Genomic DNA, 12,733 nt, shown 5'->3' on the forward strand with positions numbered 1-12,733 from the left:
CCGCTGAGAAGCCCGGGGCCGACCCGTCCGGCTACGCGGGCATCCGCTCGGTGCTGCGGATCACCCCGTTCCGCCGGCTCTGGATCGTGCTCGGCGCGGCCTCCTTCGGCGACTGGTTCGGCCTGCTCGCCACCAGTGTCTTCGCCGCCTCCCAGGTCGAGGGGAGCACCGCCAAGGGCGCGGCCTTCGGTGGCGTCATCGCCATCCGGCTGCTGCCGGCGCTGGTGCTCGGCCCGATCGCCGGCGTGCTGGCCGACCGCTTCGACCGGCGCTGGACGATGGTCATCTGCGACGTGCTGCGGTTCGTGCTCTTCGCCTCGATTCCGCTGGCCGCGCTGCTCGGCGCCCCCGGCGGGGCGGTGGTCGCCTGGGCGGCGGTCGCCACCTTCCTGATCGAGTCGCTCACGCTGCTCTGGATTCCGGCCAAGGAGGCCGCGGTCCCCAACCTGATCCCGCGCGCCCGGCTGGAGGCCGCCAACCAGCTCACGCTGATCACCACGTACGGCCTCACGCCGGTCCTCGCCGCGCTGATCCTCGCCGCGCTCGACGGCGCCGTGCGGGCGGCCACCGGGGGCGCGACGCCGGACTGGGCCGAGCCGGCCCAGCTGGCGCTCTGGTTCAACGCGTTCTCCCGGCTGGCGACCGCGCTGGTGGTGGCGTACGGCATCAAGGAGATCAGCCAGGGGCAGGCCGACGAGCGGGACCGCACCGAGCAGAGCATGCTGCGCCAGTTCAAGGAGGGCTGGCGCTACATCGGCCAGACCCCGCTGGTCCGCGGCCTGGTGCTCGGCATCTTCGGCGCGTTCGCCGGCGGCGGCATCGTGATCGGCACCGCCAAGTTCTTCGCCACCTCGCTCGGCGCCGGCGACGCCGCCTTCTACCTGCTCTTCGGCGCCATCTTCATCGGCCTCGCGCTCGGCATCGGGCTGGGCCCGATGATCGTCAAGGACATGTCCCGGCGGCGCTGGTTCGGCATGAGCATCGTGCTGGCCAGCGCCTCGGTGATGGCCCTGGCCTTCGCCATCCACCTCTCCATGGCGATGGTCGGCGCGATCCTGGTCGGCGCGGGCGCCGGGATGGCCTTCCTCTCCGGCACCACCCTGCTCGGCGGGGAGATCGCCGACGAGGTGCGCGGCCGGGTCTTCGCGGTGGTGCAGATCGGCACCCGGCTGGTGCTGATCCTGGCGATCGGCCTCAGCAGCCTGCTCGCCGGCGTCGGCGGCTCGCGCCGGCTGGAGCTGGCCGACCTGGGCGTGTCGATCTCGTCCACCCGACTGCTGCTGCTCGCCGCCGGCGCCGCCGGCATCTTCGCCGGGATCAGCGCGTTCGGGCAGATGGACGACAAGAAGGGCGTCCCCGTCCTGGCCGACCTCTGGGGCTCGATCCGGGGTCGCCCGCTGATGCCGGCCGAACCGTTCGTCTCCGCCGGCCTCTTCGTGGTCTTCGAGGGCGGCGAGGGCGCCGGCAAGTCCACCCAGCTCGCCGCGCTCGCCGAGCGGCTGCGCGGGCAGGGGCGCGACGTCGTGGTGACCCGTGAGCCGGGGGCCACCGCCGTCGGCAAGCGGATCCGGTCGCTGCTGCTCGGCGCGCCGGGCTCCGACGTGCCGTCGCCGCGCGCCGAGGCGCTGCTCTACGCCGCCGACCGGGCGCACCACGTGGCCACCGTCGTCCGGCCGGCGCTCGTCCGGGGCGCGGTGGTGATCAGCGACCGCTACGTCGACTCGTCCCTGGCGTACCAGGGGGCGGGGCGGACGCTCCCCGTCGACGAGGTTTCCTGGCTCTCGTCCTGGGCCACCGGCGGGCTCAAGCCCGACCTGGTGGTGCTGCTGGACGTCGACCCGCGTACCGGCCTGGCCCGGGTGGCGGCCCGCGCCGAGGCGGCCGACCACGTGGAGGCCGAGTCCGTCGCCTTCCACGAGCGGGTCCGGTACGCCTTCCTCGACCTCGCCGCCGCCGACCCGAAGCGCTACCTGGTGCTCGACGCGTCCCGCCCGGTCGAGGAGATCACCGGGCAGGTGGTTCGGCGGATCGAGGAGATGCTCGGCGCCCCCGGCGGCATCGTGCACCCGCGCCCCGCGCACGGGCCGGACACCTCGGTGCAGCCGGAGTTATCCGAATCGGAGCTGGTACCGATGGAGCACCGGACCTGATGCCCGACGTCTTCGCCGACCTGGTCGGGCAGGACGAGGCGGTCGACACGCTGCGCCGCGCCGCCGCCGCGGCGTCCGCCGTGCTGCGCGCCGCCGCCGTCGGGCCCACGAGCGCCGCCGGGGACGAGCTCGACGCGCTCGCCGAGGGGTCCGACGGCGCGCAGCCGACAGCCGTCGTCGACGCGGGTGCGGGGATGACGCACGCCTGGATCTTCACCGGACCGCCCGGGTCGGGCCGGTCGGTGGCGGCGCGGGCCTTCGCCGCCGCCCTCCAGTGCGTGCACGGCACCGGCTGCGGCGAGTGCCCCGGCTGCCACACCACGATGACCGGCACCCACGCCGACGTCCGGATGGTGGTGCCGGAGGGGCTCTCCATCGGCGTCAACGAGATGCGGGCGCTGGTGCTGCGCGCCGCCAGCACCCCGTCGGGCGGGCGCTGGCAGGTGGTGGTGATCGAGGACGCGGACCGGCTCACCGAGGCGGCCGGCAACGCGCTGCTCAAGGCCATCGAGGAGCCGCCGCCACGCACGGTCTTCCTGCTCTGCGCCCCGTCCACCCACCCGGACGATATCTCGGTGACCATCCGGTCGCGCTGCCGGGTCGTACCGCTGGGGCAGCCCGCGCCGGAGGCGGTGGCCGAGGTGCTGGTCCGCCGCGACGGCGTCGCGCCCGACGTGGCGCGGTGGGCGGCGGCGGCCGCGCAGGGACACGTGGGACGGGCCCGCCGGCTGGCCCGCGACCCGGAGGCCCGCAAGCGCCGGGAGGCCGTGCTCGCGGTGCCGCGCCGGCTGACCGGCGTGGGTGCCGCGTTCGACGCGGCGTCGGCGCTGATCGAGGCGGCCGAGGCGGAGGCCGAGGCGTCCGTCGCGGAGGCCGACGCGGCCGAGCGGGCGGCGCTGGAGACCGCGCTCGGCGCCGGCGGCACCGGGCGGGGGGCGGCCGGCGCGATGCGGGGCGCCGCCGGACAGCTGAAGGACCTGGAGAAGCGGCAGAAGTCCCGGGCCACCCGGGCGCAGCGGGACGCGCTGGACCGGGCGCTGGTGGACCTGGCCGGCTTCTACCGGGACGCGCTCACCATGGCGCTGCGCGCCCCCGTGGCGCCGGTGCACACCGACACCGCCGCGCTGGCCGGGGCGGGCGCGCAGAAGTGGGACGCCGAGGGGTCGCTGCGCCGCCTGGAGGCGGTGCTGGAGTGCCGGGCGGCGATCGAGGCGAACGTCAAGCCCCGGATCGCCGTCGAGGCGATGATGCTCTCGCTCTGGAAGGGCTGAGCCCTCCCGGACCTCCCGCCGAGGGGCGGCCGAGCCGGCCTCCGGCGGTCGACCCGCCCCCGGAGGTCCCGCCGGCCGGACCGGCCGTCCACAGGCATCGACAGGCGCGATTGCTGTGCGGTACGGTCCGGTGTGCCGTGGTGACGGTGGCGGCACGCACAGTGATGGCCTGGTCCGGGAGGAGTCCGCCGATGCCGCGGGGGGAGATCGACGAGGCCTGGATCGAGGAGGCGGTGCGGCGCTACCGCCGGATCGAGTCCCTGCAGGCCGAGTTCGACCAGGCGGTGTCGACCGTCGAGGTCACCGTCCGATCGCCCGACGGGCTGGTCGAGGTCGTGGTCACCGCCGGCGGGCGGATCACCGACGTGCGGTTCCTCGGCCCGCTGCACACCCGCAACCCCCGCGACGTCGCCGGCTCGGTGCAGGCGGCGGTCACCGCGGCGGCCGACGCCGCCCAGTGGGCCCGGGAGAAGCTGCACAACGAGACCTTCGCCGCCTACCGGCCGCTGGCGGGGGCTTGAGATGGAGAGCCTGCGCGCCCTCGCCGCCCGGCTCGACGAGGCGAGCGAGACCATGACCACCGTGTCCCGCACGGTCACCGCCGGCGATCCGGCGCAGGCCGCCTTCGGCGCCGACGCCCCGGGCCGGCCCGGGGAGATCGGGCGGGCCCTGCACCGGCAGTGGACCGCCGCCACCGGTGACCGGGCCCGGGAGGCGCACCTCGCCGCCCAGCGGCTGGCCGCCGCCGCGGCGGCCGTCAGGGCCGCCGCCGACCACTACGCCGACGTCGACCGCGCCGTGCGGCACCGGCTGACCGGGGAGGCGTGATGGACGCGCTGGACCGGCTCGCCGAGCCCGGCCTCGACCTGCTCCGCCGGGTGGACACACTGCTCGCCGCCGGGGCCCCCGAGGGCCACCGCGTGTGGCCGCTGCTGCGCCGGATGCAGGTGCTCCCCGGCGAGGCGGTGCGGAACTTCCTCGACCTGCACCCGGCACCGCTCGCCGCCGCCGGCCACACCGCGCGCCGCCTGATCCGGGGGTACGACGACGTCAGCGCCGCGCTGACCGACCCGCTGCTCTGGTCCGGCCCGGCCGCGTCGTCGTACGGGCAGGCCCGGGCGGCCCTGCTGCGCCACCTCGACGAGGGGCCGGAGAGCCTGGTCGGGCGGCTGGAGTCGACGGCCGGCTACGCCGACGCGCTCGCCGACTGGGTGGAGGGCAGCCGGCTCGCGCTGGCCCGGGCGCTGGCCGACGTCCTCCGCTGCGCCGAGGCGGTGACCGTGGTCGCCGCGACGTCGATGCCGTCCGGCGGGCCGGAGCAGCGCGGGGCGGCGGGGCCGGGCGGGACCGAGGCCGCCGAGATCGCCACGCGGGTGCTGGCGGTGCTCTGCGTCGCGTACGACGGGGCCGAGACCCTGCTGCGCGAGTGGGCGCCGAGCCTCGCCGAGTCCCGCTGGCGGGCGCCGGTGGCCGAACGCCCGCGCTACGACACCCCCACCCGCGTCGGCTGGTGACGCGCCGGTGCGGGCAGGCTCCTCGCGCGGCGCGCCGACCCGCCGGGGTCCGGCCGCGCGTCGGACCGTGCTGATTCGGCGGTCGCGGATGACTGCGCCCTGTAGTCGGGCGGCGACGGCCGGCCGGGCCGCCCCGGTCCGCGCGTCGTAGGGTGTGAGGCATGGGCATGCTCTGCGCGGTCAGCTTCCAGCGGTACGGGCGCCTCTACTACCTGGATCCGGGCGAGCTGCGTCCCCAGGTCGGCGACAAGGTGCTGGTGCCGACCGACGACGGGCCCGAGGTGGCCGAGTGCGTCTGGGCCGCGCAGTGGGTCACCGAGGAGACCGAGGGCTTCCCCCGCCTGGCCGGCCTGGCCGGCGAGGAGGACCTGCGCCGCGACGAGACGGTGCGCCGCCGCAAGGCCGAGGCCAAGGTCGCGGCGAAGCGGCTGATCCGGGAGCACGCCCTGCCGATGAAGGTGGTGGCGATCGACCACGTGCTGGGGGCCGCCGAGGGTGGCGGCGAGCGGAGCACCATCTACTTCACGGCCCCGCACCGGGTCGACTTCCGCGCGCTGGTCCGGGACCTCGGCGCCACCCTGCACTGCCGGGTGGAGCTGCGCCAGCTCTCCGCCCGGGACTCGGCGCGGGTGCAGGGCGGCATCGGCTCCTGCGGCCGGGACCTCTGCTGCGCCACCTTCCTCACCGACTTCGAGCCGGTCACCATCCGGATGGCGAAGGACCAGGACCTGCCGCTCAACCCGCTGCGCATCTCCGGCGCGTGCGGCCGGCTGATGTGCTGCCTCAAGTACGAACATCCCCTGTACCAGCGGTTCCAGGAGTCCGCCCCGGCGATCGGCACCCGGGTGTCGACGCCGGAGGGCGACGGCCGGGTGGTCGGCCACAGCGTTCCCCGGGACTCCGTCACCGTGCGTCTCGACGCCGACGGCTCCCGCTGCTCCTGCTCCCGCGCCTCGGTCTGCGGCCCCCGCCAGGCCCACGACCAGCACTACACCTCCTGACCCGTCAGGTGAGGGTGGTGGGGGGCTCGGCCAGGCGGGGCCGCAGCGGCTGCTTCGGGACCAGCCAGGAGGACTCGGGGGACCGGTCGGGGTTGACCTGCCAGTCGCGGGCGACCCGGTCGACGGCGATCGGGTAGATCGTCAGGGTGCCGTCGGGGTCGATGCGCAGCCGCAGGAACGCCTTCGCGTCCTCGATGCCCTGGCCGGCGAAGAGCTCGTTGACGTTCACCCCGAACGCGCCGGCCACCAGCAGGTACGCGGCCACCAGCTGGCTCGCCACCAGCCCGCTCACCGGGCCGTAGAGCACCGCCGCGGCGACGGCCGGCAGCGGCCACGGCCAGTCGTAGAAGGGCAGGGCCAGCCAGGCCCAGGTGCCGGCGGCGGCCAGCCCGATCTGGGCCACGCCGTGGCCCACGCCGAGGATCCAGTGCCGGGCGTGCCGTTTGCCGCCGGAGCTGGGTGGCTTGGCGAAGAACGCCGCGGCGAGCATCGTGACGATCAGCATCGCCATCAGCGGCACGCTGAACAGCCGCTGGTCCGTCCCGCTCGGGTTGGTCGCGACGCCGGCCATCGCCAGCATCAGCAGTGTGTGCAGGGTGCCCAGCAGGGTGGTGAACCCCGGGTTGCGCAGCGGCAGGCGGGGGAAGATCCCCCAGGCGTACCGCCGGGAGCGGGCCTTCTCCGGGTAGCGGCCGGCCAGGTCGTACGGGTGGGAGGCGCTGGCCCGCCGGGCGAGGGTGTCGCGCGGCGGCACCTCGATGCGCTCCGGGAGCTTGTGCGTCGGGTAGAGGTACGCGCCGCCGCCCCCGCAGGTGATCAGCTGCCGGTCCGGGCCGGCGTACCGCGCGTAGTGGTGCAGGTCGCCGGAGATCAGCAGCCGTACCTGCGCCCCGGTCGGCGCGACGATCGTGCGGACGAAGTAGTCGATCGAGTCGTACGCCGTGGGATGGTCGACGGCCTTGACCCACGTCGGCGCCGGCACGGCCAGGATCACCCGGCTCTCGGGGCCCAGCCGCTCGGCGACCCGGTCGAAGTAGGTCAGCTGCGGATCGTCCAGGTACGAGCCGGACTGGTCGTCGAGGCCGAGCAACCACCAGCCGGCGGGCAGCTCGACCGCGAAGTACGAGCGGGACTGGCCGGTGTCCCAGCCGCCGAAGTGCCGGTCCCGGGACCGGACGAAGAGCCGCAGGAAGGCGGTCAGGCCGTCGTACCAGTCGTGGTTGCCGGGTACCGCGAACAGCGTGGGCCGCTCGGGCGGGGTGACCGGCAGCGCGGCCTGGTAGGGCCCCTTGCACCGGTCCTCGTACGCCTCGAAGGCCGCCGACGGGTAGACCTGGTCGCCGCCCATCACGAGGGTCTGCGCGCGGGGCAGCCGGTGCCCGTCCACCTCCAGCTCCGGCTGGGCGATCAGGTAGGCGACCGAATAGGTGGCGTTGAAGCCGTCGCCCAGGTCGGCCACGTAGTCCAGCCAGAGGCCGCCGTCCGGCCCGACCTGCCGCGCGATGCCCGCGTCGAGGGAGTTCTGCAGTTCCCGCTTGTCCAGGTACGCCCCGAAGAGCATCGCCAACAGCGTACGGATGCCGGTGCTGACCAGCAGGAACGGCGCGAGCCACGGCACCGGCTTGCGCGGCGTGAACCCCAGCTCCCGGGGGTCGATGCCGCGCGGTCGACGCGCCGCCCGCCCGCCGGCCGCCTCGCTCGCGTGCGCGCTCTGCGCCGCGCCGTCCAGCGGATCCACGTCGGGGGCGCGATCGTCGTTCACCCGCCGCAGCGTAGTCCCGGCCCGCCGCTGTCGCTGTCCGGCGGACGACGGTTCGGGGTCGGAAGTCCGGTTCGGCGGGCGGGGTGGGGATCCCGTTCGGCCGCGGGGTGGGTCGTGCCGTACACTTGACGATCGTTGCCGCCTTAGCTCAGTCGGCTAGAGCGACGCACTCGTAATGCGTAGGTCGACGGTTCGATTCCGTCAGGCGGCTCGGTACAGAAGCCCAGGTCAACGACCTGGGCTTCGCCGTTTTCCGAGGTCGACCACACCAGCGCCGGCCGTGCCAGTCCGCAAATAGTCCGCATCCCGCGCAGCGACCGCCTCGTCCAGCCGATTGGCGACCGCGTCCAGGTCGTCACCGAACAGCCCCGCGTACACGTCCAGCGTCATCGACGCCGAGGCGTGCCCGAGCATCCGCTGCACCGCCTTGACGTTGGCGCCCGCCGCCACGGCGAGACTCGCTGCCGTGTGCCGCAGATCGTGAGGAGTGAGCCCGGCCAGCCCGACCGATGCCGCCGCCGGCCCGAAGACCCGCGTCCGGAAGTTGGTGTTGCGCAGCGGCCCGCCGTTCGGGGCGGTGAACACCAGCGCATCCCGCCTCTTGCCGGCGACGTGGGCGGCCAGCTCGTCGACGAGGAAGCGCGGGATCGGCACGGAACGGCGTTGGTGGTTCTTGGGCGTGCCCTCCACCAGCTCCCCGCCGACCTCCGCGAACGCCACCGCCACCGCCACCCGACGCCGCAGCAGATCCAGCCGCGATACCCGCAACGCCGACGCCTCACCCCACCGCAGTCCGGTATAGGCGAGGAACCGCACGAGCAGCCCGTACCGGCCGCACGCCTCCGCGAGCATCGCCACCTGGTCGTGGTCGAGGAACACCGGTTCCTCCCGCACCACCCGAGGAAGCCGTACGCCCTCTGCCGAATTTCGAGACATCCGGCCATCCCGCACGGCGTGCGCCAGGGCCAGGGATAGCACCCCTGACGCGCCCGGCACTTGCCCGAGCCCTTGCACCGCTGGCTGTCGACGTACGGCGTCAGAGTCACGTCGGAGAACTCCACCGCCGGCGGGTAACCCGGGATCTTCGACGCCGGCGGAACCGGCTGCACCGGAGCGGCGATCTTCACCTTCACTTCCTTCGAGCCGCCGAACTTCCCGGCCTCCGGGTCCAGGTCGAGGACCTTGACCACCCACAGGCGCTCGCCCGTGTCCTTGTCACGCGCCTGGTCGTCGCCCTGGCCGCGCTTGTCGAAGTCCGTCACCGGCTCCACACCCAGGCACAGCGCCCCGTGCGGAAAGACGTAATCGAACGGAACCGGAACCTTGATCGTGTTCGGGACAGCCATGCCCTTGCCTCCCAGTTGAGTCAGCCGGACTTCCCGGCCCTGACTTCCTGCGCCGGACTTCCGGCTGATGTCGATGATGCTCGCTGCCTCGCGCATCGTCAAGCAATTGCGAGCAATTGCTCTAGGCTAAGGCTGCCAGGTTCCGCACCCGCACCAGATCGCCCCGGTTTGCCTGATCGGCAGCCGGGGCGATTGCGTGAAGATGCTCGGCAGTGCAGCATCAAGGCATCTGCGTCACGGGGCGCAGCAATCGGAAGGGGCCTGAGCATGCGGAACCTGGAGTTCCTGTGGAAGGACGTCAACTCCGGCGGCGGCGGATGCCCGGCGCTGTACAAGACCGAGGGCGGCTACGTCGTGCAGGGCATCAAACTGGACGACGACACCCGCGCGCAGCTGCGCCAGCTGGCCGACGATGAAGACGGCGTGTTCGTTCCGGCCAACGTGCTCGACCGCCTGCGCGAGATCGGCTGACCATGGCAACCCCGCTTACCGATGACGAGTTCGCCGCGCAGCTCCGCACGTTCGCGCACACCGCGTTCCGGCTGGAGCTCCAGCCGGTGTACCTGGAGCCCAGCGAGCACGACACGGTGGCGAAATTCCTCGCTGGCGACCCGGAACCCCCGACGGAGGTTCCCGGGCTTGCTGCCTGGTTCAAGCAGATCACCGAGCTGACGCAGCAGGGCAAGCGGATCGAGCGCGTCCGGGTGCACGAGGATCCGCCGACCGACTATCAGCGTTGGGAACGCTGGATCGGCCGGTGGAACGTCGAGGCTGGCGAGACGATTCACTACCTCACGCGGGCAATGGCGCACGAAATCGGCTTGCTGCCCGCGGCCGGCAATGTCGACTGGTGGTTACTCGACTCCAGCCGACTGATAATGATGCGGTTCGACGAGGTAGGCCACCGGATCAGCAACGAACTGGTGACCGACCCGGCGACCGTGGTGCAGGCGTGCGCGTGGCGGGACCTGGCAGTCCACTACGCCGCTCCGACCAACGCGCGGAGCACAACCGCCTAGCACGAGGGAGTCATCCCGTGAACCCGATCGAAGAGTGGCTGACCCAGCCCGAAGGACTGGCCGACCGCCTGCGTGCCCTGCGCACGCAGGCCGGCCTGTCCGGTAAGCAGCTCGCCGAGGCGAACGATTGGGCGCCGTCGAAGGTCTCCCGACTGGAGAACGGCCGCCAGATGCCAGCCCCCGCCGACATCCACGCATGGGCACGCGCTTGCGGAGCCGACGACACTGCGGCCCAGGAACTACTACGGATGCTCGGCGAGGTCCAGGCCGTGCACCGCGACTGGCGCCGCCGGATGCGCCAGGGCCAAGCCGCCGTTCAGGACAGCTACAACCAGCTTGTCACCGAGTCACGCCTGATCCGACACTTCGAGACGGTCTACGTGCCCGGCCTGCTCCAGACCGCCGACTACGCGCGCCGCATCCTTACCGAGATGGTCGAGCTACACAACCTCGACATCACCGACGTGGACGCCGCCGTAGCCAGCCGGATGCAGCGTCAGCAACTCCTGTACGACACCAACAAGCAGTTTGAGTTCCTGATAGCCGAGCCCGTATTGCGGTGGCTCCTGTGCCCGCCTGACGTCATGCGCGGCCAGCTCGACCGCCTACAAACCGTCGTCGGGGTACCGAACATCCGCTTCGGCATCCTGCCCCTCGGCGTCCGGCTCGCCACCACGCCGCAGAACTCCTTCCAGATGTACGACGACGTAGCCATCGTGGAAACCTTCGTCGGCGAGACCACCCACCGCGACGACGAAGCCGCCGCCTACGCCAAGGCCAACGACCGACTCTGGAACGACGCCGTCACCGGAGAAGACGCGCGGAGACTCATCGTGCACGCAGCTCAGGACCTTCCTAGCTAGGCCATCGGTGATCAACGCGATGGCCGTCCTCATGCCCACGCCACGCCCAACGCCGAAGCCAAGTGACGTTGGGGTATTAGGCCCGGCTTCGATCAACTGGGACACAGTGGCCACGTCGGTCGTGGCCGCAGCCTTGACCGCCGTATTCGTGACTCTAGCTATTGAGTACTTTGCAAAGCCGCGCCTTGAAGCACGCAAAGAGCGAATCCTCCAATATCACAAGGCGCGTCGCGACGGCCGACGACATTTGCTAAAAATGCGCGAGGTTTCGATCCGCCTGAGTCACCACCAGCGCCTCCCAAATGCCAGGACAAGCAAAAGGGACGCCCATAGGGAGCTTTATGCGAGGTTCAACGCAGAACTCTTGGAGGCAATCAACGGCTTTGACCAAGCATTTACCGATGTCGCCCCCGACGTTCCCACCCGTCTCTACGCGGCCACCACGGGCTATCTCGGGCTAGTCCTAGGTGTCGCCTCTTCCGATAGGCCTTGGGCATGGAAAGGCGCAGCTGTCGGCCTAGTAACGCTCCATATGATCGATGTTTGGGATACGTCGACCCGACGTCGCATTCGGTGGCGCCGCCGCATCGGAAAGCTCGAAGAAGTGATCGACTTGTACAGGCGGAAGCAAGAGTTCGAAGCGCTGGTTGACGAGATACTGCGAGAAAAACTGCCGAATTGACCTCTTAAGGATCAAGGCGGCCCGCAAGCGGGCCGCGCCGGCTCGGCCTCGGCCTGCTGGCGGCGCAAGCGCCGGCATCGGCCGGGCCGGCCGGCCACGCTGGCGGACTACAAGAGCTATTTGCCCTCCGGGCAGGGATCTTCGACAGAGATGGGGAAGGCCCGTCCGGACGGGGCGGTAGTCGGTGGTTGCGCGGGTCGCCATCCCCACCATGAGTCCCAGGCAGAGCCGAGCAGACCAGGGGCCAGGGTGCCAAGGTCGTTCGTCCGGTAGGGCGCTCCACCTTGTCACCCTGGCCCCTGGCCCGCTCCACGGTGTGTGGGACTCACGGCGGAGATGGCTCTGAGGCCCGCCGTGTGGAAGCAAGAGCGAGGGCGTGCTGTGGTGAGATTCGCGCCAAGATCAGGCCGTCTCCAGGCCGTCAGGCCGTCCCCAGGCCGTCAGCCGCCGACCAATCTTGACCAACAACGGCCATCGACGCCTGGACATAGAACCAGCTCAGAGCCTTGATCGCGGCTCTGAACTGGTGGGCGACGGACGAGTCGACCTGTACGCCGGATACTGGTCGCCCTCGGTACCTCGTAGCGTCGCTGTATGAGTGAAGTTTCGGCGGCGTGGGGGCTGCTGGCTGTAGTACTGGTGGGTGGGCTTGCCGCCGCCGGGGTGCTGTTGCGTCGTCGCAGGCATGCGGCTCAGCCGCAGGACCATGCGGAAGTGATGCGGGCAGCGCGGGTTGCTGCCCGCCAGATCGCGCGGGACCGGCGTCGAACCCAACGCGGCACGCTCCGTGGCAAGGGCGGCGGAGGCGACACCAGTCTTTCGCACGACGCCGCCGCACACGGTAGCGACGGCGGGACACCGAGCGGCATCTGACGCCGAGGGCCAGTGATCCGGCGGGCCATCCACGGGCCATAAGCCGGGGTGGACCCAGGCCAACCGAGGTCACCAGGGGCCATGTCGACCTGGTGAACGCCGTACAACGGCCGGATCTTGTGCGATTCCCAAGCTGACGCTGCGCCCGGCGAGCGGTCCGCATCTAGTCCGCAAGAGGTCGACGGGCAGTGGGGAGTGGTGAGAGATGCCGAGAGGCGTTTTCGCTGCTAAGGGGCGTCTCGTAACTGGGTG

Annotated in this window: 13 protein-coding genes, 1 tRNA gene and 1 pseudogene; 12 read left to right on the forward strand and 3 right to left on the reverse strand. The window is 72.0% G+C overall.

Annotated features, from left to right (window positions below; genetic code table 11):
- Positions 1–50: 50 nt before the first annotated feature.
- From tmk to ricT, 6 genes are all read left to right on the forward strand, one after another.
- Complete coding sequence (tmk, locus tag AB0G08_RS26190; RefSeq protein WP_358092419.1) at positions 51–2,150, forward strand: dTMP kinase; 2,100 nt, start codon at positions 51–53, stop codon at positions 2,148–2,150.
- A complete protein-coding gene (locus tag AB0G08_RS26195) occupies positions 2,150–3,421 on the forward strand; it encodes a DNA polymerase III subunit delta' (RefSeq protein ID WP_358092393.1) in 1,272 nt (423 codons plus the stop codon). The genes tmk and AB0G08_RS26195 overlap by 1 nt, the downstream gene beginning before the upstream one ends.
- 191 nt (positions 3,422–3,612) lie before the next feature.
- Positions 3,613–3,942 carry a YbaB/EbfC family nucleoid-associated protein gene (locus AB0G08_RS26200; RefSeq protein ID WP_091624089.1) on the forward strand — a complete coding sequence of 110 codons (330 nt, stop codon included), beginning with the start codon at positions 3,613–3,615 and terminating at the stop codon, positions 3,940–3,942.
- Between the two features lies 1 nt (position 3,943).
- Positions 3,944–4,249, forward strand: a complete 306-nt coding sequence (locus AB0G08_RS26205) for a hypothetical protein (protein ID WP_358092395.1) — start codon at positions 3,944–3,946, stop codon at positions 4,247–4,249.
- Positions 4,249–4,935, forward strand: coding sequence for a hypothetical protein (locus tag AB0G08_RS26210; RefSeq protein ID WP_358092397.1), 687 nt, complete (start codon positions 4,249–4,251; stop codon positions 4,933–4,935). The genes AB0G08_RS26205 and AB0G08_RS26210 overlap by 1 nt, the downstream gene beginning before the upstream one ends.
- A gap of 161 nt (positions 4,936–5,096) precedes the next feature.
- The gene (ricT, locus tag AB0G08_RS26215) at positions 5,097–5,936 is read left to right on the forward strand and encodes a regulatory iron-sulfur-containing complex subunit RicT (protein ID WP_358092399.1); all 840 of its coding nucleotides are present in this window, start codon (positions 5,097–5,099) and stop codon (positions 5,934–5,936) included.
- A 4-nt stretch (positions 5,937–5,940) separates the two neighbouring features.
- On the opposite strand, the gene AB0G08_RS26220 is transcribed toward ricT, so the two are convergent.
- Positions 5,941–7,698 (reverse strand): metallophosphoesterase, encoded by a 1,758-nt coding sequence (locus tag AB0G08_RS26220; RefSeq protein WP_358092401.1) that lies wholly within the window; start codon positions 7,696–7,698, stop codon positions 5,941–5,943.
- Between the two features lie 137 nt (positions 7,699–7,835).
- Here AB0G08_RS26220 and AB0G08_RS26225 point away from each other — a divergent pair.
- Positions 7,836–7,909, forward strand: a tRNA-Thr gene (locus tag AB0G08_RS26225).
- Positions 7,910–7,926: 17 nt separating this feature from the next.
- Here AB0G08_RS26225 and AB0G08_RS26230 read toward each other — a convergent pair.
- Together AB0G08_RS26230 and AB0G08_RS26235 are read right to left on the reverse strand one after the other, a co-directional pair.
- On the reverse strand, positions 7,927–8,634 hold the full coding sequence (locus AB0G08_RS26230) for a site-specific integrase (protein ID WP_358092403.1): 708 nt from the start codon (positions 8,632–8,634) through the stop codon (positions 7,927–7,929).
- Positions 8,635–8,705: 71 nt separating this feature from the next.
- Positions 8,706–9,044 (reverse strand): annotated as a pseudogene (locus AB0G08_RS26235) (hypothetical protein); the annotation flags it as partial.
- Positions 9,045–9,311: 267 nt separating this feature from the next.
- Here AB0G08_RS26235 and AB0G08_RS26240 point away from each other — a divergent pair.
- The 5 genes from AB0G08_RS26240 (at position 9,312) to AB0G08_RS26260 (ending at position 12,481) form a co-directional block, all read left to right on the forward strand.
- Positions 9,312–9,515 carry a lipid A biosynthesis lauroyl acyltransferase gene (locus AB0G08_RS26240; RefSeq protein ID WP_358092405.1) on the forward strand — a complete coding sequence of 68 codons (204 nt, stop codon included), beginning with the start codon at positions 9,312–9,314 and terminating at the stop codon, positions 9,513–9,515.
- A 2-nt stretch (positions 9,516–9,517) separates the two neighbouring features.
- Complete coding sequence (locus AB0G08_RS26245) at positions 9,518–10,063, forward strand: DUF6879 family protein (protein WP_358092407.1); 546 nt, start codon at positions 9,518–9,520, stop codon at positions 10,061–10,063.
- Positions 10,064–10,080: 17 nt separating this feature from the next.
- Positions 10,081–10,926 (forward strand): helix-turn-helix transcriptional regulator, encoded by an 846-nt coding sequence (locus AB0G08_RS26250; RefSeq protein ID WP_358092409.1) that lies wholly within the window; start codon positions 10,081–10,083, stop codon positions 10,924–10,926.
- A gap of 7 nt (positions 10,927–10,933) precedes the next feature.
- Positions 10,934–11,608: a hypothetical protein gene (locus AB0G08_RS26255; protein ID WP_358092411.1), complete on the forward strand. Its 675-nt coding sequence runs from the start codon at positions 10,934–10,936 to the stop codon at positions 11,606–11,608.
- Positions 11,609–12,202: 594 nt separating this feature from the next.
- The gene (locus tag AB0G08_RS26260; protein WP_358092413.1) at positions 12,203–12,481 is read left to right on the forward strand and encodes a hypothetical protein; all 279 of its coding nucleotides are present in this window, start codon (positions 12,203–12,205) and stop codon (positions 12,479–12,481) included.
- The last annotated feature ends 252 nt before the right edge of the window (positions 12,482–12,733 follow it).

It is taken from the genome of Micromonospora sp. NPDC023644 (assembly GCF_040640115.1).
In the GTDB taxonomy this organism is placed as follows: Bacteria; Actinomycetota; Actinomycetes; order Mycobacteriales; family Micromonosporaceae; genus Micromonospora.

What these genes read in the sequence shown, in the direction of transcription:
- AB0G08_RS26245 (WP_358092407.1), top strand. Translation starts at nt 9,518, where the DNA reads ATGGCAACCCCGCTTACCGATGACGAGTTCGCCGCGCAGCTCCGCACG.
- AB0G08_RS26240 (WP_358092405.1), top strand. Translation starts at nt 9,312, where the DNA reads ATGCGGAACCTGGAGTTCCTGTGGAAGGACGTCAACTCCGGCGGCGGC.
- AB0G08_RS26200 (WP_091624089.1), top strand. Translation starts at nt 3,613, where the DNA reads ATGCCGCGGGGGGAGATCGACGAGGCCTGGATCGAGGAGGCGGTGCGG.
- AB0G08_RS26210 (WP_358092397.1), top strand. Translation starts at nt 4,249, where the DNA reads ATGGACGCGCTGGACCGGCTCGCCGAGCCCGGCCTCGACCTGCTCCGC.
- AB0G08_RS26205 (WP_358092395.1), top strand. Translation starts at nt 3,944, where the DNA reads ATGGAGAGCCTGCGCGCCCTCGCCGCCCGGCTCGACGAGGCGAGCGAG.
- ricT (WP_358092399.1), top strand. Translation starts at nt 5,097, where the DNA reads ATGGGCATGCTCTGCGCGGTCAGCTTCCAGCGGTACGGGCGCCTCTAC.
- AB0G08_RS26195 (WP_358092393.1), top strand. Translation starts at nt 2,150, where the DNA reads ATGCCCGACGTCTTCGCCGACCTGGTCGGGCAGGACGAGGCGGTCGAC.
- AB0G08_RS26230 (WP_358092403.1), bottom strand. Translation starts at nt 8,634, where the DNA reads ATGTCTCGAAATTCGGCAGAGGGCGTACGGCTTCCTCGGGTGGTGCGG.
- AB0G08_RS26260 (WP_358092413.1), top strand. Translation starts at nt 12,203, where the DNA reads ATGAGTGAAGTTTCGGCGGCGTGGGGGCTGCTGGCTGTAGTACTGGTG.